The organism is Chromobacterium sp. FG22, assembly GCF_057809415.1.
In genome coordinates, this window is the sequence record NZ_JBMDJX010000006.1 from 97,629 (window position 1) to 121,486 (window position 23,858).

Annotated in this window: 27 protein-coding genes; 14 read left to right on the plus strand and 13 right to left on the minus strand. The window is 65.3% G+C overall.

Annotated features, from left to right (window positions below):
* The first annotated feature begins 151 nt into the window (after positions 1 to 151).
* On the plus strand, positions 152 to 1,702 hold the full coding sequence (locus ACODSD_RS08045; RefSeq protein WP_253314659.1) for an APC family permease: 1,551 nt from the start codon (positions 152 to 154) through the stop codon (positions 1,700 to 1,702).
* 114 nt (positions 1,703 to 1,816) lie between these two features.
* Here ACODSD_RS08045 and ACODSD_RS08050 read toward each other — a convergent pair whose 3' ends face one another.
* The 9 genes from ACODSD_RS08050 to ACODSD_RS08090 all read right to left on the minus strand — a co-directional run bounded on the left by ACODSD_RS08050 (position 1,817) and on the right by ACODSD_RS08090 (position 8,211).
* Entirely contained in the window at positions 1,817 to 3,448 is a 1,632-nt protein-coding gene (locus ACODSD_RS08050) for a methyl-accepting chemotaxis protein (RefSeq protein WP_227108124.1), read from the minus strand.
* Positions 3,449 to 3,703: 255 nt separating this feature from the next.
* Positions 3,704 to 4,486: a peptidylprolyl isomerase gene (locus ACODSD_RS08055; protein WP_107799296.1), complete on the minus strand. Its 783-nt coding sequence runs from the start codon at positions 4,484 to 4,486 to the stop codon at positions 3,704 to 3,706.
* Between the two features lie 26 nt (positions 4,487 to 4,512).
* Positions 4,513 to 5,301, minus strand: a complete 789-nt coding sequence (locus ACODSD_RS08060; protein WP_107799295.1) for a peptidylprolyl isomerase — start codon at positions 5,299 to 5,301, stop codon at positions 4,513 to 4,515.
* Between the two features lie 29 nt (positions 5,302 to 5,330).
* A complete protein-coding gene (locus tag ACODSD_RS08065; RefSeq protein ID WP_081544784.1) occupies positions 5,331 to 5,597 on the minus strand; it encodes a BolA family protein in 267 nt (88 codons plus the stop codon).
* On the minus strand, positions 5,594 to 5,896 hold the full coding sequence (locus ACODSD_RS08070) for a YciI family protein (RefSeq protein ID WP_488877138.1): 303 nt from the start codon (positions 5,894 to 5,896) through the stop codon (positions 5,594 to 5,596). The genes ACODSD_RS08065 and ACODSD_RS08070 overlap by 4 nt, the downstream gene beginning before the upstream one ends.
* Positions 5,896 to 6,429 (minus strand): septation protein A, encoded by a 534-nt coding sequence (locus ACODSD_RS08075; RefSeq protein ID WP_107799293.1) that lies wholly within the window; start codon positions 6,427 to 6,429, stop codon positions 5,896 to 5,898. The genes ACODSD_RS08070 and ACODSD_RS08075 overlap by 1 nt, the downstream gene beginning before the upstream one ends.
* Positions 6,430 to 6,544: 115 nt before the next feature.
* A complete protein-coding gene (locus ACODSD_RS08080; protein WP_488877139.1) occupies positions 6,545 to 7,495 on the minus strand; it encodes an SPFH domain-containing protein in 951 nt (316 codons plus the stop codon).
* 5 nt (positions 7,496 to 7,500) lie between these two features.
* Positions 7,501 to 7,935 carry an NfeD family protein gene (locus tag ACODSD_RS08085; RefSeq protein ID WP_107799291.1) on the minus strand — a complete coding sequence of 145 codons (435 nt, stop codon included), beginning with the start codon at positions 7,933 to 7,935 and terminating at the stop codon, positions 7,501 to 7,503.
* 147 nt (positions 7,936 to 8,082) lie between these two features.
* On the minus strand, positions 8,083 to 8,211 hold the full coding sequence (locus tag ACODSD_RS08090; protein WP_255411645.1) for a hypothetical protein: 129 nt from the start codon (positions 8,209 to 8,211) through the stop codon (positions 8,083 to 8,085).
* A gap of 116 nt (positions 8,212 to 8,327) precedes the next feature.
* On the opposite strand from ACODSD_RS08090, the gene ACODSD_RS08095 reads away from it, so the two are divergent.
* Together ACODSD_RS08095 and ACODSD_RS08100 are read left to right on the plus strand one after the other, a co-directional pair.
* Entirely contained in the window at positions 8,328 to 8,915 is a 588-nt protein-coding gene (locus tag ACODSD_RS08095; RefSeq protein ID WP_227108130.1) for an IMPACT family protein, read from the plus strand.
* Positions 8,916 to 8,973: 58 nt separating this feature from the next.
* Positions 8,974 to 9,903, plus strand: a complete 930-nt coding sequence (locus ACODSD_RS08100; RefSeq protein WP_107799289.1) for a DHH family phosphoesterase — start codon at positions 8,974 to 8,976, stop codon at positions 9,901 to 9,903.
* 90 nt (positions 9,904 to 9,993) lie between these two features.
* Here ACODSD_RS08100 and ACODSD_RS08105 read toward each other — a convergent pair whose 3' ends face one another.
* Positions 9,994 to 10,656, minus strand: a complete 663-nt coding sequence (locus ACODSD_RS08105) for an HAD family hydrolase (RefSeq protein WP_107799288.1) — start codon at positions 10,654 to 10,656, stop codon at positions 9,994 to 9,996.
* A gap of 103 nt (positions 10,657 to 10,759) precedes the next feature.
* On the opposite strand from ACODSD_RS08105, the gene ACODSD_RS08110 reads away from it, so the two are divergent.
* On the plus strand, positions 10,760 to 11,407 hold the full coding sequence (locus ACODSD_RS08110; RefSeq protein WP_227108134.1) for a ParA family protein: 648 nt from the start codon (positions 10,760 to 10,762) through the stop codon (positions 11,405 to 11,407).
* 187 nt (positions 11,408 to 11,594) lie between these two features.
* The gene (locus ACODSD_RS08115; RefSeq protein ID WP_227108136.1) at positions 11,595 to 12,545 is read left to right on the plus strand and encodes a GMP reductase; all 951 of its coding nucleotides are present in this window, start codon (positions 11,595 to 11,597) and stop codon (positions 12,543 to 12,545) included.
* A 15-nt stretch (positions 12,546 to 12,560) separates the two neighbouring features.
* Here ACODSD_RS08115 and ACODSD_RS08120 read toward each other — a convergent pair whose 3' ends face one another.
* Positions 12,561 to 13,049 carry a MaoC family dehydratase gene (locus ACODSD_RS08120; protein WP_227108138.1) on the minus strand — a complete coding sequence of 163 codons (489 nt, stop codon included), beginning with the start codon at positions 13,047 to 13,049 and terminating at the stop codon, positions 12,561 to 12,563.
* A 97-nt stretch (positions 13,050 to 13,146) separates the two neighbouring features.
* On the opposite strand from ACODSD_RS08120, the gene ACODSD_RS08125 reads away from it, so the two are divergent.
* The 5 genes from ACODSD_RS08125 to ACODSD_RS08145 all read left to right on the plus strand — a co-directional run bounded on the left by ACODSD_RS08125 (position 13,147) and on the right by ACODSD_RS08145 (position 17,082).
* Complete coding sequence (locus tag ACODSD_RS08125) at positions 13,147 to 13,899, plus strand: copper homeostasis protein CutC (RefSeq protein WP_488877140.1); 753 nt, start codon at positions 13,147 to 13,149, stop codon at positions 13,897 to 13,899.
* 177 nt (positions 13,900 to 14,076) lie between these two features.
* Positions 14,077 to 14,598: a cupin domain-containing protein gene (locus ACODSD_RS08130; protein ID WP_253314655.1), complete on the plus strand. Its 522-nt coding sequence runs from the start codon at positions 14,077 to 14,079 to the stop codon at positions 14,596 to 14,598.
* A 64-nt stretch (positions 14,599 to 14,662) separates the two neighbouring features.
* Entirely contained in the window at positions 14,663 to 15,466 is an 804-nt protein-coding gene (locus ACODSD_RS08135) for a type 2 periplasmic-binding domain-containing protein (protein WP_227108141.1), read from the plus strand.
* Between the two features lie 86 nt (positions 15,467 to 15,552).
* Positions 15,553 to 16,230, plus strand: a complete 678-nt coding sequence (locus ACODSD_RS08140) for a hypothetical protein (RefSeq protein WP_107799281.1) — start codon at positions 15,553 to 15,555, stop codon at positions 16,228 to 16,230.
* A 75-nt stretch (positions 16,231 to 16,305) separates the two neighbouring features.
* Positions 16,306 to 17,082: a transporter substrate-binding domain-containing protein gene (locus ACODSD_RS08145; protein ID WP_107799280.1), complete on the plus strand. Its 777-nt coding sequence runs from the start codon at positions 16,306 to 16,308 to the stop codon at positions 17,080 to 17,082.
* Positions 17,083 to 17,089: 7 nt separating this feature from the next.
* Here ACODSD_RS08145 and ACODSD_RS08150 read toward each other — a convergent pair whose 3' ends face one another.
* Positions 17,090 to 17,881, minus strand: a complete 792-nt coding sequence (locus tag ACODSD_RS08150; RefSeq protein ID WP_107799279.1) for a helix-turn-helix transcriptional regulator — start codon at positions 17,879 to 17,881, stop codon at positions 17,090 to 17,092.
* A 114-nt stretch (positions 17,882 to 17,995) separates the two neighbouring features.
* On the opposite strand from ACODSD_RS08150, the gene ACODSD_RS08155 reads away from it, so the two are divergent.
* The 4 genes from ACODSD_RS08155 (at position 17,996) to ACODSD_RS08170 (ending at position 23,411) form a co-directional block, all read left to right on the plus strand.
* Positions 17,996 to 19,366 (plus strand): APC family permease, encoded by a 1,371-nt coding sequence (locus ACODSD_RS08155; RefSeq protein WP_488877141.1) that lies wholly within the window; start codon positions 17,996 to 17,998, stop codon positions 19,364 to 19,366.
* A 2-nt stretch (positions 19,367 to 19,368) separates the two neighbouring features.
* Entirely contained in the window at positions 19,369 to 20,490 is a 1,122-nt protein-coding gene (locus ACODSD_RS08160; protein WP_488877142.1) for a P1 family peptidase, read from the plus strand.
* 102 nt (positions 20,491 to 20,592) lie between these two features.
* Complete coding sequence (locus ACODSD_RS08165; protein WP_107799276.1) at positions 20,593 to 21,552, plus strand: GGDEF domain-containing protein; 960 nt, start codon at positions 20,593 to 20,595, stop codon at positions 21,550 to 21,552.
* 149 nt (positions 21,553 to 21,701) lie between these two features.
* Positions 21,702 to 23,411, plus strand: a complete 1,710-nt coding sequence (locus ACODSD_RS08170) for a cation:proton antiporter domain-containing protein (RefSeq protein ID WP_107799275.1) — start codon at positions 21,702 to 21,704, stop codon at positions 23,409 to 23,411.
* On the opposite strand, the gene ACODSD_RS08175 is transcribed toward ACODSD_RS08170, so the two are convergent.
* Positions 23,380 to 23,820: a hypothetical protein gene (locus tag ACODSD_RS08175; protein ID WP_488877143.1), complete on the minus strand. Its 441-nt coding sequence runs from the start codon at positions 23,818 to 23,820 to the stop codon at positions 23,380 to 23,382. The genes ACODSD_RS08170 and ACODSD_RS08175 overlap by 32 nt on opposite strands.
* Positions 23,821 to 23,858 lie beyond the last annotated feature (38 nt).

Here is a 23,858-nt window from a genome sequence, read left to right on the forward strand (position 1 = left end):
ACGCCTGACGCGCGCGGTCCTGCCATAAGCGGGACCGGCCGGCGGACACGGCGGGACGCGCGCATTCGCGACGGCGCTTGAGCGCCGACGCGGGCACATAACAAGGCGAGGGCCGACGTTGCGACGCGGCCCCGGACAAAGGAGATGCACCATGCGTAATGTTGACAACGCGCTGCCGGCCCCGGACGGGGGAGGCTTGAGCGCCAAGGGTTTGCCCGCCGGCTCCATCGGCATTCTCGGGCTGGTGGTGATCGGCATTTCCGTATGCGCGCCGGCGTACACGCTGACCGCCTCGCTGGGGCCGGCGGCCTCCCAGGTGGGCAAGCAGATGCCGGCGGTGTTTTTCGTCAGCTTCATTCCCATGCTGTTGGTGGCGATAGGCTACCGCGAGCTGAACCGCGAGATGCCGGACGCCGGGACGTCCTTCACCTGGGCCACGCGCGCCTTCGGGCCGTGGATAGGCTGGATCGCCGGCTGGGGGCTGGTGGTGTCCACGGTGCTGGTGCTGTCCAACACCGCCGCGGTGGCGATGGATTTCATGTATCTGGCCTTGGGCCAGGCGCTGGGGCGGCCGGACATCGCGGCCCTGCCTGACAACACGGTGGTGAACATCGTCTCCTGCCTTGGCTTCATGGCGGTGGCCACCTGGATTTCCTGTCGCGGCCTGCAATCCACCAAACGGGTGCAGTATGTGTTGGTGTCGTTCCAGGTGCTGGTGCTGGCCTGGTTCGCATGGGCGGCGTTCAGCGCCGCCGCCGACGGCGGCCATCCGTATTCCATTCCGGTGGAGTGGAGCTGGTTCAATCCCTTCGCCGTGGAAAGCTTTTCCCAATTCGCCGCCGGGGTGGCGGTGTCCATCTTCGCCTATTGGGGCTGGGACACGGTGGTGACCATCAGCGAGGAGACCACCGGCGACAAGCGCGCCAATCTGTCCGGCAAGGCCGCCACGCTGGTGATGGTGCTGCTGGTGGGCTCTTATGTGTTGATTAGCGCGGCGGTGGTGTCCTTCGCCGGCGTGGGCACGGACGCCACCGGCCTCGCCAACCCGGCCATCGCCGCCAATGTGTTCACCGCGCTGGCCGGGCCGGTGATGGGGCCGGCGGCCATTCTGCTGTCGCTGGCGGTGATGTCCAGTTCCGCGGCCTCCCTGCAGTCCACCTTTATGTCGCCGGCGCGCACCATGCTGGCGATGGGCCATTACCAGGCCTTGCCGGCCAGATACGCGGTGGTGGAGTCCCGCTTCAAGGCGCCGGCTTACGCCACCGTGGTGTCCGCGCTGGTGGCTTCGGCGTTTTACGCGGTGATGCGGGTCTTGAGCGAAAACGTGCTGTCCGACACCATTACCGCGCTGGGCATGATGGTGTGTTTCTATTACGGCCTGACGGCCTTTGCCTGCGTCTGGTATTTCCGCAAGCAGGCGCTGACTTCGGCGCGCCATTTCCTGTTGCGCGGCCTGTGCCCGGGGCTGGGCGGCGTCCTGCTGTTCGTCGCCCTGATCCGCACCACGCTGGACAGCATGGATCCGGCTTTCGGCAGCGGCTCGCATATCGGCGGCCTGGGTCTGGTGTTCATCCTGGGCGTGACGGTGGCCTTGGTCGGCCTGCTGCTCATGCTGTACATGTACCGCAAGCATCCGGCCTTCTTCCGCGGCGAGGTGCTGAAGAAGGGCACGCCGGTGTTCAGCTTCGACGAAAAAATCTGAGCATCTGTTTGCGATCTGCTGCGCGTCGGCGGGGTGGCGTTGAAACCCGCTGAGCGCGCGCAAATGAAAAGCCGCCCGGGAGGGCGGCTTTGATGTTTGACTCGCGCCGGCGGCTCAGATGCGGAAGAAACGCACCGCCTGATGCAGATTCTGGGCGATGTCGGACATCGAGCGCGAGCTGTCCGCCACATTGCTGACGATGGCGGTGTTTTCCTCGGCCATCTGCGCCACTTTCTCCATGTTCTGGGCAATCTCGGTGCTGGCCAGCTTTTGCTCCTGCACCGCGCTGACGATGGTGCCGGTGCTGTCGGTGGATTTGGCCACCGCCTGTTCGCCCTCTTGCAAGGCGGCTTCAACGGTGGAGACAAAGGATTGGCTGCTGCTCAGGGAGGCGAGGCTGCTGGTGATGGCATCTTCCAGTTCCACCGACTGGGTGCCCAGCACATGGGTGACCTGATCGATTTCCTTGGCGGATTCCGCCGAGCGTTCCGCCAGCACGCGCACTTCGTCGGCCACCACGGCGAAGCCGCGGCCCAGTTCGCCGGCGCGCGCGGCTTCGATGGCGGCGTTCAGCGCCAGCAGATTGGTCTGATCGGCGATGTCGCGCACCTGGCTGGTCATGCTGGTGATCTTGCGGGTGTTGGCGACGAAGTTCTTCACCGCTTCGGCGATGCCGTTGACCGCTTTCTCGACATTGTCGACTTCCTTGATCAGCAGGCTGAGCTGGGCGGTGCCGTTCTTGGCTGTGACCAGGCTGGTCTGCGCGTGTTCGCGCACTTCCTGGGCGGCTTCGGCCACGTGGCTGATGCTGACGGTGAGCTCTTCCACCGCGGCGGCGGAGCTGGCGGCGGCCTGGCTTTGCTGATGGGAGGCGGTCAGCACCTGATCGGCGGATTCGGACAGCTGGCCGGCCACGCTATTGGCTTCTTCCGCGCCTTGCTGGACGTTGCCGATGGCTTTCACCAGTTGTTCGCGCATATCGGCCAGCGCGGCGATAACCTGGGCCGGCTCGTCCTTGCCGTCCGGCTGCAGCTCGATGCGCAGATTGCCGGCGGCCACTTCGCGCGCGGCTTCCACCGCGCTGTTCAGCGGGCGGGTGATGGAACGGGTCAGCAGCCAGCCTATCAGCACGGCCGCGCCCAGGCAGATGGCGGTGATGGTCAGCGAGGTGGCGCGCACGGCGGTGGCGCTGGTTTCCGCGTCCTTGCGGCTGTCCTGGGCGCGGTCGGCCAGCGCCTTGCTGAGGGCTTCCACCTTTTGTTCCAGCTGGTGGATCAGCGGGCGGTGCTCCCCGACCATGAAGGCTTCCGCCTCCTTGTTCTGGTTGGCCATCGCCAGCGCCATCAGCTTTTTAGTGGGGGCGTCCAGCGCCTCCTGGGCCTGGCCCACGTCTTTGAGCAGGGCGGCGGTGGCCGGTATCGGCGGGAACTTGGTGAAGTGGTCTTCCAGCGCCTTTTCGGCGTTGTTGAAGGCCTTGATGGTCTGGTCGGTCTGCGCCTTGATCTCGGCCATCTTGGCCGGATCGGTTTCAATGATCAGATCGCGCGCGCCGATGCGCTGCTGCTGCAGGTGGTGATCCAGCTGAGCGACTATCAGCAAGGATTCCAGCCGGTTGTCGGTGATGTCCTCCATGCTGTCGCTGATGGAGGAGAGCCCGTTGAGCATGACCACACTCATGATCAGCACCAGGGCGATCAGCGCGCCGAAGGCGAGGGCGAGTCTTTGTCCAATGCGCAGGTTTTTCATCAGTTTGTCCCGTGGTGACTTTATTGTGGTGCTTCCAATTTAATATATTTATGAAGTGATCAAAAAGTGAATAATTACTTATAGGACAGCGGATAAATTTTTGGAGACGTTTTTGCGTCTTCGCGCAAAAACCATGGGCATGAGGCGGCGCGCCGGCGAGGCGGGCCGGGGCGCGGCGCGGCGGCGGCGCTTATGCGACGGGTATGAAAAAAGCGGACCGGGGTCCGCTTGCTCTGGCTTGCCGCGTTTTGCGGCTTACTTCTGGATTTGCGCCTTGGCTTTCAGCTCGGCGATCAGCTTTTCCACGCGGCCGCCCATGATGCGTTGGGTCAGTTGCGGGCGGATGTCGTCCAGCGCCGGCACATTGCGTTGCACGCGGGCGTCGTCCAGCTTGATCACGTGCCAGCCGAACTCGGTCTTCACCGGCTTGGCGGTCACTTCGCCTTTGGACAGCTTGGTCATGGCTTCGGAGAACGGCGCCACGAAGGTGCCGGCTTCCTGCCAGTCCAGATCGCCGCCCTTGTCCTTGCTGCCCGGATCCTGGGACTTCTCCTTGGCCAGCTTGTCGAAAGACTTGCCTTTCTTCAGCGCGTCGATCACCGCCTTGGCTTCGGCCTCGGTCTTCACCAGGATGTGGCGAGCGTGGTATTGCTTGGTTTCCGGCACGCTGGCCACCAGCTTGTCGTATTCGGCTTTCAGATCGGCGTCGCTGACCGGATTGGACTTTTCATAATCCTTGATCAGGCGGTTGGCCAGCGCCATCGCTTGCATATTGGCCAGTTCGGCGGCGAATTCCGGCGACTTGTCCAGACCCTTCTTCACGGCTTCCTGGCGCAGCACTTCGGCGGTGACCAGTTGATCCTTGACCATGTCGCGCGCTTGCGGGTTGGCCGGCTGGCCCTGGGCTTCCATCATCTTGACCACGGCGTCGATGCGGGCGTCGGTGATGGCCTGGCCGTTGACGACCGGGCCGGCAACCACGATGGCGCTGCCGGCGAAGGCGGCGACGAGGGCGCTGGTCAGCAAGATTTTACGCATATTCTTAGATGTCCTGATGGGTTGGTTTATTGGATCTTGGCCTTGGCGCGCAGGTCTTCCACTGCCTTGGCGATGGCTTCTTCTTGCAGTTGGCGGCCGATTTGCGGCTTGGCCTCATCCAGCGACGGAAGCTTGGCGTCACGAATGTCTTCCACCTTGAACACATGCCAGCCCAACGGGGACTGGTAGGGCTTGCCGCTGGTCTGGCCTTTGCGGATGTCTTTCAGCGCGGCGGCCAGCGGCGGGTCCATGCGGTTGAGGTTGCCCCAGCCCATTTCGCCGTTGCTTTGCTTGGCGTTGGGGTCGATGGAGCGGGTCTTCACCAGTTCGTCGAACTTGGCGCCTTTTTTCAGATCGGCGATCGCCTTCTGCGCGTCGGCCTCGCTCTTCAGCGTGATCTGGCGCGCGTGGACTTCCTTGCTACCGGTCTGCTGGGCGGCGAGCTTGTCGTAGACGCCCTTGATCTGGGCGTCGGTCACCGGCGCCTGTTTGGCGATGTCGGCGAACAGCGCTTCGCGCAGCATTTCATTGCGGATGTCGTCCAGGCGCTGGGTGAACAGCGGTTGCTTGTCCAGCTGGCGCTTGCGCGCTTCCTGCAGAATCACTTCGCGAGTGATCAGCGAGGTTTTCAATTGCTCGCGCAGCTCAGGGTTGTCCTGGGCCTTGCCGCCGCTGCTTTGCACGATGTTGGCGACGGCCGCGTCCAGTTCCTTCTTGTCGATGGCGGCGCCGTTGACCACGGCGATGGATTCCGCGGCGGCGGGCAGGGCGACGGAGGCGGCCAGCGCGAGGGCGGCGATGCGGGAAAGCTTCATGGGGTATCTATCCTTCTTATGGAATCAAGTCAGATTTCTTCTGGCGTGAACGCTCTGATGGCCAGAGCGTGCACCTTGGTTTGCATCAAGTCGCCCAGCGTTTCGTAGATCAGCCGGTGGCGATGCACGCGGCTCAATCCCTGAAAGCGGGCGCTGACGATGGTTAGCGTGTAATGTCCGCCGCCGTCGCGCGCGCCGGCGTGTCCGGCGTGCAAGGCGCTGTCGTCCTGGATGTCCAGGTGTTCCGGCGTCAAGGCCTGCAAGGCGGCGCTGAGCAGTTCAACCGTGGCGCTCATTGCGGAAACACCTTGAGGAAGGGTTTGACGCTGACGTCGGCGTAGACGCCGACCGCCACGTAGGGATCGGCGTCGGCCCAGGCCTGGGCGGCGTCCAGCGATTCGAATTCCGCGACGATCAGGCTGCCGCTGAAACCGGCCGGGCCGGGGCTGGCGCTGTCGATGGCGGGACAGGGGCCGGCCAGCACCAGGCGGCCGGCGTCCTGCAGCGCCTGCAAGCGCGCCAGGTGGGCCGGGCGGGCCTCCAGCCGGCGCGGCAGCGAATCTTCATGATCTTGGCCGATGATGGCGTAAAGCATTATTTCTTTTCCTCAATGTATTTGGCGAGGAACAGGCTTTGGGCGATGACGAAGGCCAGCATCAGGCCCAGGCCGCCAAACAGTTTGAAATTGACCCAGACGTCTTCGCTGAAGCGATAGGCGACAAAGAGGTTGAGCGCGCCCATGAAGGCGAAGAAGCCCACCCAGGCCCAGGTCAGCTTGCGCCAGACCGGGGCCGGCAATTGCAGCTGCTGGCCCATCATCAGCTTCAGGCCGTTCTTGCCCAGGAAGTCGCTGATCAGCAGGCCGGCGCCCATCACCCAGTACAGCACGGTGGGCTTCCACATGATGAAGTGCTTGTCGTGCAGCAGCAGGGTGGCGCCGCCCAGCACCACGATCAGGCCCAGGCTGACCCACTGCATGGTGTCCACCTTGCGGTGGCGCAGCCAGGTCCAGCCCACCAGCAAGGTGGTGGCGGCGATGGCGACGCCGGTGGCGATGAACATGTCGCGGCTCAGCCAGTAAGTGGCGAAGAACAGGACGACGGGAAACAGGTCGGTGAAGAATTTCATGCGCACGATTATGGGGGCGGCCCGGCGGATATTCAAGCCGGGCAAGGGTTGAAGAGTGAGGTGCGGGTTCTTGATCCGGCCGGCGCCCGCGCACGGGGCGCCGCCGGAGCGGCCTTTAGCGCGGGGCCTGGGTCTGCTTGACCACGCTCATCGCGCTGGCCACCAGCGAACCGACGTCGGCGACGTTGGCCGGCAGGATGATGGTGTTGTTTTCCTTGGCCAGTTTGCCGAAGGCGGCCACGTATTGTTCGGCCACTTTCAGGTTGACCGCTTCCAGGCCGCCCTCGGTGTGGATGGAGCTGGCCACGCGCTTGATCGCGTCGGCGGTGGCGTCCGCCACCAGGCGCAGCGCTTCGGCCTCGCCCAGCGCCTTGTTGATGGCGGCTTGCTTGTCGCCCTCGGAGTTGTTGATGGTGGCCTGCATCTCGCCCTGGGACTTTTGGATCGCCGCTTCGCGCGAGCCGTTGGCCAGGTTGATCTGCTCCATCTTCAAGCCTTCGGACTGGGCGATGCGCGCGCGCTTCTCCCGTTCCGCGGTGATCTGCGCCTGCATCGCGTGCAGGATGTCCTGCGGCGGCACCAGGTCCTTGATCTCGTAGCGCAGCACTTTCACGCCCCAGTTGACCGCGGCCTCGTCCAGCGCCGCCACCACGGTCTGGTTGATCTCGTCGCGTTCCTCAAAGGTCTTGTCCAGCTCCATCTTGCCGATCACCGAGCGCAGCGTGGTTTGCGACAGCTGGGTGATGGCGATGATGAAGTTGCTGGTGCCGTAGGAGGCGCGCTGGGCGTCGGTCACCTGGAAGTAGAGGATGCCGTCCACTTTCAGCTGGGTGTTGTCGCGGGTGATGCAGACCTGACTGGGCACGTCCAGCGGCACTTCCTTCAAGCTGTGCTTGTAGGCGATGCGGTCGATGAAGGGAATGATGATGTTGAGGCCGGGCGCCAGAGTGCCGTGATAGCGGCCGAGGCGTTCGACGATGTAGGCGTTCTGCTGCGGCACCACGGCTAGCGATTTGAACACGAAGACGATGACGGCGACGAGCAGGATCAGGGGCAGGAGTTCCATGGGTCTTATTGTTCCGGTTGGGTTGAACTGATTTTGAGCAGATTGCCGTCGCGGCCGACGATGTAGGCGGTGGCGCCGGCTTCCAGCGCGGCGCCGTCGACGGGAGACGCGTCCCAGGCCGCGCCGCGGTATTGCACGCGGACGTGGCCGGCGGGGGAGGCGTGGAGGATTTGCACCGGCTGGCCCAGATCGGGATCGTCTGCGCGCGGCTGGGCGGCGGCGGACGGATGACGGCGCTTGTAAGCGTAAACCAGCGCCACGCCGATCACCCCGGCAAGGCTGGCGATCACGTATTGGCTGGCCTCGGCCGCGCCCAGCCAAGCGGCAGCGCCGCCGCACAGCATGGCGACGGCGACGACCAGCAGGTAAAAGGTGCCGGAGAAGAACTCGGCGATCAGCGCGATCAGCGCGCTGGCAATCCAGATGGCGGTTAGCGGCAAAACAATGCCCTTGTCAAATTGAAGCGCTCATTTTCATGCCATCGCCGCAGAATGACAAGCGAGCGGGCGTCGACCGTCAAAAAAACAGGCGGACGCCTAGAACCGGTTTACGGTCTCGCTCTTGCTCGCGAGACCCTGAACCGGTTCTCAGACATGATCCTTGTCCGGCAGATAATGAGACAGGCGAGCCTCTTCCTCCTCATCCAGCCAGAATTTGTCCAGCATGAACCAGACTACGGCAAGCAGCGAAGCGAGCACGACAAGCAGGATGATCATGGCTTTGGCTCCTCTAAGGTGAACAAGGCGCATTCCCGTTTTCATTGTAGTGCTTGCCCGGGCGCTTTGCCGGCGCTGGGGTACAATCCACTCCTTCGGACAGTCAGAGGGGCGGAATGTTCCATTTGCAAGCGTCGGCCCAGGCCGAGATCGAAATCAAGAAGAGCCGCTTCATCGGCATCGTGCAGCCGGTGAGCAGCCGGGAAGAGGCGTTGGCGCGGCTGGCGGAGATCCGCGCGCAATGGCCGGACGCGCGCCATTATTGCGCGGTGCTGCTGTGCGGGGCGGATTCCATGCTGGACGACGACGGCGAGCCTTCCGGCACCGCGGCGCGGCCGATGTACAACGTGTTGCGGCATAAGGACGTTTGCGATGTGCTGGCGGTGGTGGTCCGTTATTTCGGCGGAATTAAATTGGGTGCGGGCGGCTTGGTCAGAGCCTACACTCAAGCTGTCAACGCCGCGATGGACGCGGCCAGCCTGACGGCGGTGGTGCCGCGCGGCGATTACGCGGCGACGGTGGATTTCGCCGGCGAGGCGCGGCTGCGCCATTTGTGCCAAGAACTGGGCGTGCCGGTATCGGCGCCCGTTTACGGCGAGCGGGTGAGCTTGACGCTGAGCCTGCCGCTCGCGGAGGCGGAGGCCTTGCTGGCGGCGTTGACGGACGGGATGGCCGGCGCGCTGGAGGTGTCGCCGGCCGACTGAGGCGCCGTACGGCGCGGGCGGGGCCGCGCCGGCCCTTCAAGAGGGAGAGAGGGAACTCATGTCGCAACAGCAATATCGCCTGGTGACGCGCAGCGATTTCGACGGACTGGTGTGCGCGGTGCTGCTCAACGAACTGAATATGATCAACGAGATCAAGTTCGCCCACCCCAAGGACATGCAGGACGGCAAGGTGGAGATCACCGAGAACGACATCACCACCAACCTGCCTTACGTGGCGGCGGCGCACCTGGTCATCGACCACCATCTTTCCGAAACCCTGCGCAATTCCAGCGCGGACAATTACGTGATCGACCCCAAAGCGCCGTCGGCGGCGCGGGTGGTGTACAAGCACTTTGGCGGCAAGCAGGTGTTTCCCAATATCAGCGACGAGATGATGGAGGCGGTGGACAAGGCGGATTCCGCGCAGTACACCTTGCAAGAAGTGCTGCATCCGTCCGGCTGGGTGTTGCTCAACTATCTGATGGACGCGCGCACCGGCCTGGGGCGCTTCAAGGAGTTCCGCATAAGCAATTACCAGCTGATGCTGGACTTGATCCGTTATTGCCGCGACCACAGCATCGATCAAATCCTGGCCTTGCCGGACGTGCAGGAGCGGGTGGAGCTGTACGCCAAGCACGAGGCGCTGGCCAAGGAGCAGATCCGGCGCTGTTCCCGCGTTTACGGCAATCTGGTGGTGTTGAACCTGCTGCATGAGGACGTGATCCATCCCACCAACCGCTTCATGATTTACGCGCTGTTCCCGGACTGCAATATCTCCATCCACCAGCTATGGGGCGTCAATCGGCAGAACACGGTGTTCGCGGTGGGCAAGTCCATCATCAACCGCAGCTCGCGCACCAATGTGGGCGCGCTGATGCTGCAGTACGGCGGCGGCGGCCATGAGGCGGCCGGCACCTGCCAGGTGGGCAACGACCAGGCCGAAGATGTGCGCGACGAGCTGGTCGCGCGCATCCGCGGCCACGGCTGAGCGCCGGTTGACAATGGTGCGGATTAAGGCGTGACAAGGCGGTGCGGCTGAACTCGCCGTGCCGCGCCTCATCACGCGCAGCCGCTCGTATCAGGCCAGCTGTTGCAGCACTTCCAGCGCCTGATGCAGATCCTGGCATACCGCCAGCGCGTGATGGGTCTGGTCCGCCGGCGGCGTGACCAGGTCCGGCACCAGAATCACCCGCATGCCGGCGGCGACGCCGGCGTGCAGGCCATAGATCGAGTCTTCCAGCACCACGCAGCGCAGCGGATCGACGCCCAGCTTGCGCGCGGCGGCTAGGTAGACGTCCGGCGCCGGCTTAGTGTGGGCGACTTCGTCGCCGGCCACCACGGTGTCGAAATAACGCGATAGCCCGGTGCGGCCCAGTTTGATGTCCGCCAGCTGACGCTGGGTGGACGTGGCCACCGCGCGCGGCAGGTTTTGTCCGCGCGCCCAGTCCAGCAGCGCTTCGATGCCGCGCTTCAGCGGAATCTCCTCATGTTCCAGCATCTGCCAGTAATGCCGGCGGCCCACATTCTGCAGCGCGACGGCGTCGTCCTGGCTGCCCAGCCTTTCACTGAGGAATTCGGTGCAGCGGCGCATGGACAGGCCCACCATGTCCAGCAGCAGCTGATCGCTGAGCGTCATGTCCAGTTCGTCGGCGGCGCGGCGCCAGGACTCCATGGAAATTCTTTCGGTGTCTATCATCAAACCATCCATGTCGAACAGGATGGCGTCATAGTTTTGCGGCATGCGGACTCCTTTTCCGGGCTTCGACCTTAACCCGATCGCCCGGCTGCGGCAAGCGCTTCCCCTCTGGTATAGTGGGCCATCGCAAACGGCAGAGGAGGCGGATGTGCAATCGGTATTGGTGGCCAACCCCAAGGGCGGCAGCGGCAAATCGACCTTGGCGACCAATCTGGCCGGCTATTACGCCGCGCGCGGCAAGCGCGTGATGCTGGGCGATGTGGACCGGCAGCAATCCTCGCTGGGCTGGCTGGCGCAACGCGACGCGGCGCTGCCTTCCATCGCCGGCTGGGAGGTCAAGGCCGGAGAAGCGGCGCGGCCGCCCAAGGGCACGGAGGTGGTGGTGCTGGACAGCGCCGCGGGCCTGCACGGCAAAAAGCTGGCGGCCCTGGTGTCCCGGGTGGAGCGCATCCTGGTGCCCATCCAGCCGTCGCCGTTCGACATGTGGGCGAGCGAGGCTTTTTTCGAACAGCTGCTGGAAGAGAAGGCCATCCGCAAGAACAAGGCCTTCATGGCGGTGGTGGGCATGCGGGTGGACCCGCGCACCCGCTCCGCGCGCGAACTGGAGAAATTCCTGGCGGAGCATCAGGTGCCGGTGCTGACCTGGCTGCGCGACACTCAGCTTTACGTGCAGGCGGCGTCCAGCGGCTTGTCCCTGTTCGACCTGCCGCCATCGCGCGCGCAGCGCGACCGCGAGGCTTGGCAGCCTCTGCTCAACTGGCTGGGCGAGGAGGACGGCAGCTGGTGCGACAAATGAAATGTTTTGTCTTGATCTGAAATAAAATTGCTTGACGTGAAGAAACCTGCGGCGTAAGGTGTGCCGGTAAGTGCGTGCGAGCCAAACGAGAGCGTCGCAGGGGACACTGTAAACGGGAGCCGTCGGGCTCCCGTTTATGTTTGGGGCCCCTTGTTTTTTGACTCTTTTCCGCTTTGGGAGCACACGCATGATCAAGACAGAACTCAATTACGGCGACGTTTACCTGGTGCCGAAAAAAACCGTGGTGGACAGCCGCAAGGAGTGCGACACCTCGGTGCAATTCGGCCCGCGCCGTTTCGACATGCCGGTTTACGCGTCGAACATGAAGTCGGTGGTCTGCGCCGAAACCAGCGAGCTCTTCGCCGCTCGGAACTGGTTCTACACCATGCACCGCTTCAATGTGGACGCGGTGGCCTTTACCCGCGCCATGCAGGACAAGGGCCTGTTCGCCTCCATCAGCGTCGGCGTCAACGACGACACGCTGGAACAGCTGGCCGCGCTCAAGCAGGCCGGCCTCACTCCTGAATACATGACGCTCGACATCGCCAACGCCTGGTGCGTGAAGGCGGAGCGCATGATCAAGCACATCAAGCAGACCTTCCCCGAGACCTTTCTGATCGGCGGCAACATCGCCACCGGCGAAGCCGCGCGCGATCTGGAAAGCTGGGGCTGCGACGCGATCAAGGCCGGCATCGCCGGCGGCCGCGTCTGCATCACCAAGAACAAGACCGGTTTCCACCGCCCGATGATTTCCACGGTGCAGGACTGTGTGGCCGCGGTGTCCGTGCCGGTGATCGCCGACGGCGGCATCGTCGAGCACGGCGATATCGCCAAGGCGCTGGCCTGCGGCGCCAGCATGGTCATGGCGGGCTCGCTGTTCGCCGGCTACGACGAATCCGCCGGCGAGATCGTCGAGATCAACGGCAAGCACTACAAGGAATACTTCGGCAGCGCCTCTCAGTTCAACAAGGGCGCCTACGTCAACGTGGAAGGCAAGAAGATTCTGGTTGAGTACAAGGGCAGCATCGGCAAGCTGCTGCGCGAACTGCAGGAAGACCTGCAGTCCTCGATCAGCTACGCCGGCGGCAACACCCTGCAGGCCTTGCGCGGGGCGGAACTGATCCAGGTTCGCCGCTGATCCGGGCGGCGCGGCTCAGGCGTGCTGCGCCGCCGGGTGCGGCGCTTCTTCTGCTTGCGGCTGGGCGCGGCATTGCGCCCAGATCGAGCACTCCAGCTGCATCGCCACCTCGTCGCGCTGATTGACGGTGGTCCAGCGCACCTTCACCACGCCGAAGCCGGGCTGGCTGTTGGAGCGGCGCTTGTCCAGCACCTCCACGGTGACGCGCAAGGCGTCGCCGGCGCGGGTGGGCTGGGGCCAACGCATCTTGTCGATCTGCATGCCGATCAAGCCGTTGGCCATCTTGCCCAGCTCGGTCTGGGTCACCAGCCGCATGCTCAGGCTGCTGGTCTGCCAGCCGCTGGCGGCCAGGCCGCCGAACAGGCTGTCCGCCGCGCGCTGCGGATCAGTGTGGAAGTATTGCGGATCATACTGCCGGGCGAAGCCGATCAACTCGTCCTCGCTCAATACATGGGTGGGGCTGTGGAACAGCTGTCCGGCTTTCAAATCTTCAAAATAGAGCATATCGACTTACGTTTGCGTCATCTCGAGCGCGCAGCTTAACGCGGCCGGCGAAACGGGTCAAAATCCCTGGTGCGTTCAGCCCAGCAAGGGGGATATTTTGTCGCAAGATAGACAGTTGGAAGTGTGCGCCGGCTCGCTGGCGTCTTGCCTGGCCGCCGCGCAGGGCGGCGCGGCCAGGGTGGAATTGTGCGCCAGCCTGGAAACCGGCGGGCTCACGCCGTCGCCTGGCATGATCGCGCTGGCGAGGCAGAGGCTGGACATTGGCCTGCATGTGATCGTGCGTCCGCGCGGCGGCGATTTTCTGTATTCGGACGAGGAGTTCGACGTGATGCGCCGCGACGTGCTGGCCTGCCGCGAACTGGGGGCGGACGGCGTGGTGTTGGGCCTGCTGACCGCGGACGGCGAGGTGGACGTGGCGCGCAGCCGAGAACTGGTCCAGCTGGCCGGGCCGATGACGACCACCTTTCATCGCGCCTTCGACATGGCGCGGGATCCCGAGCAGGCGCTGGAACAGATCATCGCCAGCGGCTGCCGGCGCTTGCTGAGCTCCGGCCAGGCGCCGGACGCGCTGGCGGGCGCGGCCCTGATCCGTCGGCTGAGCCGCCAGGCGGGCGGGCGGCTGATCCTGATGCCGGGCGGCGGCGTGCGGCCGGACAATCTGGCCGAACTCGCGCGCGCCACCGGCTGCCGCGAATTCCACGCCTCGGCCCGGGTCAAGGTGGCCAGCGCGATGCGCTACCGCCAGACCGGGATCAGCATGGGCGCGGCGGGTCAGGACGAGTACGACAGACGGGAAAGCTGCGCCGAAACCATACGGACCATGACGGATTTGCTGCGCGGCCTGGATTGACGCTTGTCGGACGGCACGCATTTGCAGGATGATGCTGACATTTCCCGGCCGCGGACCATTCAAGAGCCGCGGACCAAAACCTGAACCAAGGCGCGCCGACGCAGGCAGCGCAAGCCGTACGACCAGGAAGCGCAATGCAGGATCAGGGGTTTTGTCAGCGGTTTTAAGGAGCGCAAGATGAGCAAGCCGTCGCATGTGGTCAATATCGACCAAGTGGAAGCCGTGGACTACCGGGAGGGCGAAGGGTGGGGCGGCAGCTATCATCCGCTGACGCCGGCGCTGGACGCCTTGCCCGGCCGGCTGGGCGCCAATCTGACCCGTCTGCCGCCGGGGCATGCGGGCTGCCCCTTTCATTCCCACGCCCGCGAGGACGAGATTTTCTATGTGCTGTCCGGGCGCGGCGTGCTGCGACTGGGCGACAGCCTGCAGGAAATCGGGCCCGGCGACTGCATTTCCTGTCCGGCCGGCACCGGCGTCGCGCATCAAATCGCCAACCCCTTCGATCAGGACCTGGTCTACCTCGGCATCGGCGTCAACGACCCGCACGAGGTCTGCGTCTATCCGGACAGCGGCAAGGTGCTGGTCCGCCATCTGAAGCAGGTGGGGCGGCTGGAAAGCGCGCCGTACTACGACGGCGAGCCGGCGCGCCCCGGCATCTTCGACATGCTGGAGCGGGAACAGGCGCTGGTCCGGAAATAGCCGGCTTGGCATGCGGCCGCGGCATGAGCGATAACGGAACCATCGTTCCTCCATGGATAAGGCAATGAAGAGGCGGGCATTGAGCCGCGCGGCGGCGGTGTTGGCGCTGGCGTGGCCGCTGGGCGCGGCGGCGGAGCCCTTGTCGTTCTGCTATGAGGATCAGGCTTCCTATCCCTGGCTGGACGGCCGCGGCGGCGGGCTGGACATTCAGCTGATCAAGCATGTGCAGAGCGCCTTGAAGCTGGAGCTGTATTTGCATCCGATGCCGTGGCGGCGCTGCATCAATATGCTGCGCCAAGGCAAGATGGACGGCGCTTTCGCCGCCAGCTTCGTGCCGGAGCGTTCGCAATGGGGGCTGTACCCCATGCTGCCGGACGGCGGACCGGACGCCGGCCAACGGCTGCACAGCGCCAGTTATTCCTTGTATCGGCTCAAGGGCACCACGGTGGATTGGGACGGCGCGCGCCTGTCCAGCGGCATGGCGCCGATAGGCATGCAGACCGATTTCTCCATCGGCCTCTTTTTGCGCAAGCAGCAGGTGGAGATAGACGACAGCAACCGCGATCCGCTGGCCATTCTGCAAAAGCTGCGCCTGCGGCGTTTGAGCGGAGCGGCCTTGCAGACGCCGCGCGCGGAGCAGATCCTGCGCGAGCATCCCGAGCTGACGGAGACGATAGAGCGCTGCCGGCTGCCCTTGGAAGAAAAGCCCTATTTCCTGATGTTGTCGCGCCAATTGGCGCACCGCGAACCCAGCCTGCCGGGCAGGATCTGGGCGGAGCTGGAGCGGCAACGCGAGTCGCCGGCCTTTCTCGCCCAGCTGCGGGCGCTGGGCGCGCACCGCGACGCCGGCGGCGCGGCGCACAAATGATGATGGATTGTTCAGCGACTGCTTGCTATCAAAGTTAAAGCTTTTGCTTTATTATTTTCCGCTCCTTGATTTCCTTAGGAATCCCCATGCATAAGAAAACGCTTTTGGCCGCCGGCTGTCTATGGCTGGCCGCCGGTCCGGCCTTGGCGGAGGCCTGGTCCTATCCCGGTTGGCAGGACGGCCGAGACACCCGCGTCAAGGCGCTGGCCCTGCTGCAGACCTTGAACGCCACCTTGCTGAGCAATAGCAGCGCCACCCGCACCTTGCAGCAATGGTGCGCGGATCACCGGATGGCGTCGCCGGCGCAGATTCGCGCCTTGCGCAATCCGGCGGATCACAAGGAAGCCAGCCCGGAAGTGCGCGCCCAGTTGCAGGCGCGGCCGGACGAGCGCATCGCCTACCGCCGGGTGCGGCTGGCTTGCGGCGAGCATGTGTTGTCCGAGGCCGACAACTGGTATTTGCCGTCCAAGCTGAGCGCGGAGATGAACCGCCAACTGGACGGCAGCGACGTGCCGTTTGGCCGCGCGGTGGCGGCGCTGAACTTCCGCCGGCAAACCGAGGAAGTCAAATTGCTGTGGTCGCCGTTGCCGGCGGGCTGGGAAATGAAGCCCGCCGCCCAGGGCGTCGCCGCCGGCGGCCTGGATATCGCGCCGGAAGTGTTGCAACACCGCGCCGTGCTCTACCGCGGCAGCGACAACGCGCCGTTCAGCGTGGTGGTGGAGACGTATCAGCGAGACGTCTTCGCCTTCCCGCTGGCCTATTGAGGCCGCGTCGAACGAGTCTTGCGAGCAGGGCGCTGGCAGCGTCCGCTGCGCAAACAACAGAAGAAGAAAGCAAGCATGATGAAGAAAACACAGAAACTGGGCGGCCTGCTCTTGGCCGGCCTGATCGCCGGCCAGCCGGCGCTGGCGGACCGCCTGGACGATATCCTGCAACGCGGCAGCGTGCGGGTGGGCACCACCGGCGATTACCGTCCGTTCAGCGAGCGGGACGCGGCCAGCGGCGCCTATCGCGGCCTGGACATCGAGATGGCCGAGAGCCTGGCGCGGGCGCTGGGCGTCAAGCTGGAGCTGGTGGCCACCAGCTGGCCGACCTTGATGCGCGACCACGAGGCCGGCAAGTTCGACATCGCGATGAGCGGGGTGTCGATCAATCTGGAGCGGCAGAAGCGGGCGCTGTATTCGCAGCCCTATCTGAACGACGGCAAGACGCCGATCACCCGCTGCGAAAACGTCCAGCGTTTTCAAACCATCGCCCAGATCAACCAGCCCCGGGTCAAGCTGATCGTCAATCCGGGCGGCACCAATGAAAAGTTCGCGCGCGCCCGCTTGCCGGCGGCCGCGCTGACCGTGCATCCGGACAACGTCACCATTTTCCGGCAGATCATAGACGGCAAGGCCGATCTGATGGTGACCGACGCGGTGGAAACCCGTTATCAGCAGAAGCTGCATCCGGAGCTGTGCGCGGTGCACCCGGAGCAGCCGTTCGACTTTTCGCAAAAAGCCTATCTGCTGCCCAACGACTGGCGCTGGAAAGCCTGGGTGGATCAATGGCTGAGCCAGAGCCTGCAAAACGGCGAATTCGCCGGCCTGTCGGCCAAGTGGCTGGGGAAGTGAGTCTGACCTAGGCTTCGCTGCCTCGCAGTTGCTCGATATAGCAATTGAACAGCTCGGCGTGGCTGGCCACGCCGAGCTTCAGATACAGATTGCGGCGGTGAACCTTGACCGTTTCCGGCGAAATGGCCAGCTGTTGGGCGATGGCCTTGCTGGACAGGCCGCACAGCGTCAGCCGCGCCACCTCGGCCTCGCGCTCGGACAGCCTGCCGTGGCCAAAATGACTCAGCGTCTGCGTCAGTTGATCAGCCAGGCGCTGCGATGGCGGCGTGGGCGCGGAGCTCAGCTGCCAGTGACGCCGCATCGCGGACAGCAGCCAGGGCTGCATCACGCGCAGCTTGCCGATGTCGGCCGGCTCGAATGCGCTGGCCTTGCCCAGCGACAAGGTCAACACCTGGTCCGGAGCCAGGCGCAGCAGCAGCTGGACCTCGTCCACGCCCACCTCGCCGCTCATATAACGCTGAAAATACTCGCTTTGGCGAAAGTGGTCTGGCGCGATGTCGGGCAAGTGGTGGAGGCCGTCGGGAAAAGGCCGCTGCGCGTATTGATAGAAGGGGTCCAGCAGATACAGGCCCTGGCAGTAAAGCGCCATCGGCGACGGCGCGGCCAAGTGCTGAAAATCGCATTCTTCCAGAATCTGCGGCGGCGCGTTCGCGTGGAAACAGGCGGCCAGCGCATTGTCCAGCGGCACGCTGCCGCGCAACAGCAAGACCAGCTGACGCCAAAACCCGGGCAGACCGATGTGCGCCATCAGCTGCGCCAGATGATGGTGCAGCGGCAGTTCCTTCAACAAAGCTTCCATCCGGCAATCCCCGCTCGGGGTAACCCATCACGGTGATTGGGCGCCCTCCCGCGTCAAAATACACTGTCTCCCGCAAGTCTGACTACAAGACCATAGCGATAAGAGGAGAACACTATGAGCCAAGCCGCAAGCCGCCCCGGATTGCGCCGTTCATTGAGCGTGACGGACGTCGTGTTGATAACCGTGTCCGGTGTGACGCCGGCCAGTTCCATTTTCGTGATCGCGCCGTTTGCGCTGCAAGGCGCCGGCAGCGGGGCTTTTCTGGCCTTCGCGCTGGCGGCGGCGCTGGCCGTCGCGTTCGCGCTGTGCTACGCCGAGCTGGGCGCGGCCCACCCCAACGCCGGCGGCGAGTACGTGATCATCGAGCGGGTGTTCGGCCGCGCGCTCAGCCTGCAAATGTATCTGCTGATTCTATGCCTGCTGCTGTTCATCCCGGCGGTGCTGGCCACCGGGGCCGCGCCCTATCTGAACTCCGCTCTGGGCACCCGGCTGGACGGCGCCGAAGTGGCGCTGACCATGATCGTGCTGTGTTTCGGCATCGCGGTGCTGGACATCAAGTTGAACGCCTGGCTGACCGGCTCCTTCCTGCTGCTGGAGCTGGCCGCGCTGGCCTTGATCGCCTGGCTGGGCTTCAGCGAAGCGCAGCAGCCGGCGACGGTGCTGTGGCAGCCGGTGAAGGCGGCGGCGGACGGCGGCCTCGCCGCGGTGCCCGCCGCGGCGATCATCGCCATGGTGGGGACGGCGGTGTTCGCCTACAACGGCTTCGGCGGGGCGGTGTACTTTGCCGAGGACATGCGCGAAAGCGGCCGGCCAGTGGCGAAGGCGGTGCTGGCGGCACTGTCCATCGTGGTGCTGGTGGAACTGATACCGGTGACCGCGCTGATCCTGGGCACGCCCTCGCTGGCGGAAATGAGCCGGCAGGCCGATCCGATCAACTACGTGCTCAGTCATTTGAGCAGCCCGGGGCTGGCGCGGGTGATCAGCGGCGGCATCTTTCTATCGGTGTTCAACGCCATCATCGCCATCGTGGTGCAAAGCGGCCGCTTCTTGTACTCCAGCGGCCGGGACGGCTTGTGGCCGGCGCCGGCGAGCCGGGCGCTGCAACGCATCCATCCGCGCTTCGGCACGCCCTGGGTGGCCACGCTGGCGCTGGCCGTCCCGTCCGCCTTGCTGACCTTTCATTCCAGCCTGGGCGATCTGGCGTCCTTCACCGTGATCATCCTGATGCTGAACTATCTATTGCTGGCGCTGGCGGCCCTGCGCAGCCGCCTGGGCCGGTATCCGCACCCTTACCGCATGCCCGGCTGGCCGTGGCCGCCCTTGTTGGCGGCGGCGGGCAGCCTCTCCCTATTATGGGCGGTGCTGCGAGACGCGCCCGCGCGGGACTGGTGGATTATCGGCGGCATCGCGCTGACCGGGCTTTTGCTGGCGGGCCGTAAGCAGCCCGCCGCCGTATTGATCGTTGAAGAACAGAAAGAGAGGTGAGTATGTTGAAACGAGCCAGAGCATTGGGCATTCGCATCGGCCAGGGCGAGCCCGGCCCCCTGAATGCGATTACGGACGTGCCCGGCGTGAGGGTGGGGCACGCCGCCGCCTGGGCGGATTTCGACGACGGCCGCCGCGCGCGCACCGGGGTCACGGTGATCGAACCGCGGCCGGGTCTGGCGCGGCGCATGCCGTGCTTTGCCGGCGTGCATGTGTTGAACGGCAACGGCGACGCCAGCGGCCTGGAGTGGCTGCGCGAGGCCGGCGTGCTGAGCACGCCGATCGCGCTGACCAATACCCATAGCGTGGGCGTGGTGCGGGACGCCTTGATCGCCGGCGAGCGCGAGGCGGTGGCCGGCGAGCCGCAGCTGTATTGGACCATGCCGGTGGTGCTGGAAACCTTCGACGGCCTGCTCAACGACATCAACGGCTTCCACGTGAAGGCGGAACACGCGCGCGCCGCGCAAGCGGCGGCCAGCGGCGGCCTGCCGGTCGAGGGCAGCGTGGGCGGCGGCAGCGGCATGATCTGCCATGAGTTCAAGGGCGGCATCGGCACCGCTTCGCGACGGCTGCCGGCGGAGGCGGGCGGCTGGACGGTGGGGGCGCTGGTGCAGGCCAATCACGGCAAGCGCGGCTCCTTGCTGGTGGAGGGCTACCCGGTGGGCCGCCATCTGAGCTGCGCGGAGATTCCCTCGCCGTTTGACGCCGGACGGCTGCCGCAGCCGGGCATGGGCTCCATCGTGGCGGTGCTGGCCACCGACGCGCCCTTGCTGCCGGATCAATGCCGGCGGCTGGCGCAGCGCGCCGGCATCGGCATCGCCCGCACCGGCGGCGGCACCGAGGACTCCAGCGGCGACATCTTCGTGGCCTTCGCCACCGGCAACCAAGGCCTGCCGATGACCGATTACGCCGGCAAGGGCGCTTTGACCTGCGCGGTGGAAATGGTGAACGCGGACCATCTCTCGCCCTTGTTCGAGGCGGCGGCGGAAGCGGTGGAAGAAGCCATCGTCAACGCCTTGCTGGCGGCGGGCGATCTGAGCGGCCACCACGGCCACGCGGCGCATGGCCTCAAGGCCGAGCGCTTGCTGGCCGCTTTGCGGGAAAGCGGCTGGCGTCCACGCTGACCGGCGCGTCGGCGCGCGGCCCCGGTGTTTTGTTTGCGTCATGAAATGCTATTATCATGGCATGGGGCCGCATCGGCGGCGGACACACAGCAGGAGGCGGAGATGAAGACACCGGACAGCCCGGCCGACGAACCGCAGCGTTTGGCGACCCTGCGCGCGCTGGGCGTGCTGGACACGGCGGCGGAGGAACGTTTCGACCGCCTGACCCGCATGGCCAAGCGTTTGTTTCGGGTGCCCATCGCCCTGGTCAGCCTGGTGGACGAGAACCGTCAGTGGTTCAAGTCCTGCGTCGGGCTGTCGGCGGCGGAAACCGGACGCGATATTTCTTTTTGCGGCCACGCCATACTGGGCGACGACATCTTCTACATCCCGGACGCGCTGGCGGACGAGCGCTTCGCCGACAACCCGCTGGTGACGGACGCGCCGTATATTCGCTTCTACGCCGGCTGCCCGCTGCACGCGGCCAACGGCGCCAAGGTGGGCACCCTGTGCGTGATCGATGTCCAGCCGCGCGAGTTCGATCACGACGACGCGCAGGCGCTGCACGATCTGGCGCGCATGGTGGAGGCTGAGCTGATCGCCTTCCAGGCCGCCACCACCGATGAGCTGACCGGTCTCTCCAACCGGCGCGGCTTCCGGCTGCTGGCGCAGTACAGCCTCAATTTCTGCGCGCGGCAAAACCTGCCGGTCAGCCTGGCCTTCATGGACCTGGACAAGTTCAAGGCGATCAACGACAGCTTCGGCCACGCCGCCGGGGACCATGCGCTGGCGGCTTTCGCCGAACAGATGCGCGCCTCCTTCCGCTCCGCGGACCTGCTGGCGCGGCTGGGCGGGGACGAGTTCGTGGTCTTGCTGTCCGATGTCGAGCATGAGCGGGCGCAGGCGGCGATGGCCAAATTCGCGCGTCACCTGGAGGCTTACAACGCCGGCGCCGGCCAGCCTTATCGGCTGGCGTTTTCCGACGGCATCGTGGAGCTGGACGCGGAGCGCCACTTCTCCATCGAGGCGCTGCTGGCGGAGGGCGACGAGCTGATGTATTCGATCAAGGCCGCCAAACGCTAGCCGCGGGCGGCTTCCCGGAGCGGCGCGCCCGCTTGTCCACGTGATTTTTACAGCGGAACTTTCACTTTTCATGCCCCTCTAGTCTGAAAACAAACTGCGCAGCATCCTGTGCGCCTAAATAAAAAATCCACACTAGGGAGGCGGCCGCCATGGTCCATGATGTGTCCTTGATTTCCACCATTGCGGCGGGCCTCGGCCTGTCTCTGATTCTGGGCCTGCTCTGCGAGCGGATGCGCATCCCGGCCCTGGTCGGCTATCTGCTGGCCGGCATCGTCATCGGCCCGGCCACGCCGGGCTTCGTCGCCGATATGAAGATCGCCGCGCAGCTGTCCGAAATCGGCGTGATGCTGCTGATGTTCGGCGTCGGCTTGCACTTTTCGATGAAGGACCTGCTGTCGGTCCGGCGCATCGCCGTGCCGGGCGCCATCGTGCAAATGAGCGCCGCCACCGGGCTGGCGCTGTTCATCGCCTGGTGCTGGGGCTGGAGCTGGTCCAGCGGCCTGATCTTCGGCCTGTCGCTGTCCTGCGCCAGCACCGTGGTGCTGCTCAAGGCGCTGGAAGTGCGCGGCATCCTGGACACCATCAACGGCCGCATCGCCGTGGGCTGGCTGGTGGTGGAGGACCTGGCCTGCGTGTTGGTGCTGGTGCTGATGCCGCCGATGGCGGCGTTGTTGAGCGGCGCGCCCGCCGCCGCCAACGCCGCGCCGCTGTGGCAGACCATCATGCTGACCTTGCTGCAAGTGGCCGCCTTCATCGCCCTGATGCTGATCGCCGGCCGGCGCGCCTTGCCGTGGCTGCTGTGGCGGGTGGCCAAGACCGGATCGCGCGAGCTGTTCACGCTGGCCGTGACGGCGGCGGCCATCGGCATCGCCTTCGGCGCCGCCCATCTGTTTAACGTCTCCTTCGCGCTGGGCGCTTTCTTCGCCGGCATGATGATGCGGGAGTCCGAATTCAGCCACCGCGCCGCCCGCGAATCGCTGCCGCTGCGCGACGCCTTCTCCGTATTGTTCTTCGTGTCGGTGGGCATGCTGTTCGATCCGGCGATTCTGCTGGAACAGCCGCTGATGGTGCTGAGCGCGGTGGCCGTCATCATGCTGGGCAAAACCCTGGCGGCGCTGGCCCTGGTCATTCTGTACCGCTATCCCTTGAGCACGGCGCTGACCATTGCCGCCAGCCTGGCGCAGATCGGGGAATTCTCCTTCATCCTGGCCGGGCTGGGCGTGTCCCTGGGCCTGCTGTCGGCGCAGGGCATGAGCCTGGTGCTGGCCAGCGCCTTGATCTCCATTGGCCTCAACCCGCTGTTGTTCGCCTTGCTGGAGCCCTTGCGCGGCTGGCTGCTGGCGCGCTCGGAATGGGCGCGCAGCCTGGAGCGCCGAGCGGACCCCTACGCCGAGCTGCCGATGAGCACCGAACGCAAATATCTGGAAGGCCAGGTGGTGCTGGTGGGCTACGGCCGCATCGGCCGCGGCGTGGCGGCGGAGCTGGAGCGCAACCGGGTGCCCTTTGTGGTGGTGGACCATAATCGCGAGCTGGTGGAAACGCTGCGCAATCAGGGCCGGGCGGCGGTGACCGGCGACGCCGCCGAGGCGGCCGTGTTGATCCAGGCGCATATCGTCAACGCCTCGGTGTTGGCGGTGACCACGGCGGACGCGCTCAATCTGCGACAGATGGTGGAGGTGGCGCGCACCTTGAACCCGGAGTTGCGCATCGCGCTGCGCGCGCGCAACGGGGAGGAAGCCGAACTATTGCGCGGAGAAGGGCTGGGCGCGGTGTTCCTGGCCGATGAGGAGCTGGCCGGCAGCATCGGCCGCCATGTGCTGCACTGCTTCACCGCGGAGTCGCCGCGGGCGGCGCACTGAGCCCTGCGGATTCATCCCGCTCCAGCCAGGCTTTGGCCGCGGCCAGGTCGCGCGCCACCCAGTCGGCGTCGGCCTCGAATTGCGCGTCGTCGACGCCTGCTTGGCGAAACAGGGTCAACAGCAGCTCGCAACCCTCGTCCCGCGCCAGCAGGCGCAAGGGGACGTAGACCTCCGCCTGCCCGGGCGGCGACACCCAGTGATCCAGCACGCCGTAGTCGTTGGCCGGCGAAAAGCGCAAGGGCATCACGCCCTGCGGCGTGTCCGCCAGCCAGCCGTCGCCGTCGCGGCGCAAGGCCCCGGCCAGGCCGGACGCCCAGCGCGGAAAGTTTTCCGGCGGCGCCAGCAAGGCGTAGGCGCGGGCGAAAGGGCAGGCAATACTGACGCTGAGATGGCGCGGCGGCGTGGACATGGGATTCTCCAATACGGCGATGCTACTTGAGTGTAGGC

Coding starts and splice junctions, on each gene's coding strand:
- ACODSD_RS08045 (WP_253314659.1), top strand. CDS start 152: ATGCGTAATGTTGACAACGCGCTGCCGGCCCCGGACGGGGGAGGCTTG.
- ACODSD_RS08050 (WP_227108124.1), bottom strand. CDS start 3,448: ATGAAAAACCTGCGCATTGGACAAAGACTCGCCCTCGCCTTCGGCGCG.
- ACODSD_RS08055 (WP_107799296.1), bottom strand. CDS start 4,486: ATGCGTAAAATCTTGCTGACCAGCGCCCTCGTCGCCGCCTTCGCCGGC.
- ACODSD_RS08060 (WP_107799295.1), bottom strand. CDS start 5,301: ATGAAGCTTTCCCGCATCGCCGCCCTCGCGCTGGCCGCCTCCGTCGCC.
- ACODSD_RS08065 (WP_081544784.1), bottom strand. CDS start 5,597: ATGAGCGCCACGGTTGAACTGCTCAGCGCCGCCTTGCAGGCCTTGACG.
- ACODSD_RS08070 (WP_488877138.1), bottom strand. CDS start 5,896: ATGCTTTACGCCATCATCGGCCAAGATCATGAAGATTCGCTGCCGCGC.
- ACODSD_RS08075 (WP_107799293.1), bottom strand. CDS start 6,429: ATGAAATTCTTCACCGACCTGTTTCCCGTCGTCCTGTTCTTCGCCACT.
- ACODSD_RS08080 (WP_488877139.1), bottom strand. CDS start 7,495: ATGGAACTCCTGCCCCTGATCCTGCTCGTCGCCGTCATCGTCTTCGTG.
- ACODSD_RS08090 (WP_255411645.1), bottom strand. CDS start 8,211: ATGATCATCCTGCTTGTCGTGCTCGCTTCGCTGCTTGCCGTAGTCTGG.
- ACODSD_RS08095 (WP_227108130.1), top strand. CDS start 8,328: ATGTTCCATTTGCAAGCGTCGGCCCAGGCCGAGATCGAAATCAAGAAG.
- ACODSD_RS08100 (WP_107799289.1), top strand. CDS start 8,974: ATGTCGCAACAGCAATATCGCCTGGTGACGCGCAGCGATTTCGACGGA.
- ACODSD_RS08105 (WP_107799288.1), bottom strand. CDS start 10,656: ATGCCGCAAAACTATGACGCCATCCTGTTCGACATGGATGGTTTGATG.
- ACODSD_RS08115 (WP_227108136.1), top strand. CDS start 11,595: ATGATCAAGACAGAACTCAATTACGGCGACGTTTACCTGGTGCCGAAA.
- ACODSD_RS08120 (WP_227108138.1), bottom strand. CDS start 13,049: ATGCTCTATTTTGAAGATTTGAAAGCCGGACAGCTGTTCCACAGCCCC.
- ACODSD_RS08130 (WP_253314655.1), top strand. CDS start 14,077: ATGAGCAAGCCGTCGCATGTGGTCAATATCGACCAAGTGGAAGCCGTG.
- ACODSD_RS08135 (WP_227108141.1), top strand. CDS start 14,663: ATGAAGAGGCGGGCATTGAGCCGCGCGGCGGCGGTGTTGGCGCTGGCG.
- ACODSD_RS08140 (WP_107799281.1), top strand. CDS start 15,553: ATGCATAAGAAAACGCTTTTGGCCGCCGGCTGTCTATGGCTGGCCGCC.
- ACODSD_RS08145 (WP_107799280.1), top strand. CDS start 16,306: ATGATGAAGAAAACACAGAAACTGGGCGGCCTGCTCTTGGCCGGCCTG.
- ACODSD_RS08150 (WP_107799279.1), bottom strand. CDS start 17,881: ATGGAAGCTTTGTTGAAGGAACTGCCGCTGCACCATCATCTGGCGCAG.
- ACODSD_RS08155 (WP_488877141.1), top strand. CDS start 17,996: ATGAGCCAAGCCGCAAGCCGCCCCGGATTGCGCCGTTCATTGAGCGTG.
- ACODSD_RS08160 (WP_488877142.1), top strand. CDS start 19,369: ATGTTGAAACGAGCCAGAGCATTGGGCATTCGCATCGGCCAGGGCGAG.
- ACODSD_RS08165 (WP_107799276.1), top strand. CDS start 20,593: ATGAAGACACCGGACAGCCCGGCCGACGAACCGCAGCGTTTGGCGACC.
- ACODSD_RS08170 (WP_107799275.1), top strand. CDS start 21,702: ATGGTCCATGATGTGTCCTTGATTTCCACCATTGCGGCGGGCCTCGGC.
- ACODSD_RS08175 (WP_488877143.1), bottom strand. CDS start 23,820: ATGTCCACGCCGCCGCGCCATCTCAGCGTCAGTATTGCCTGCCCTTTC.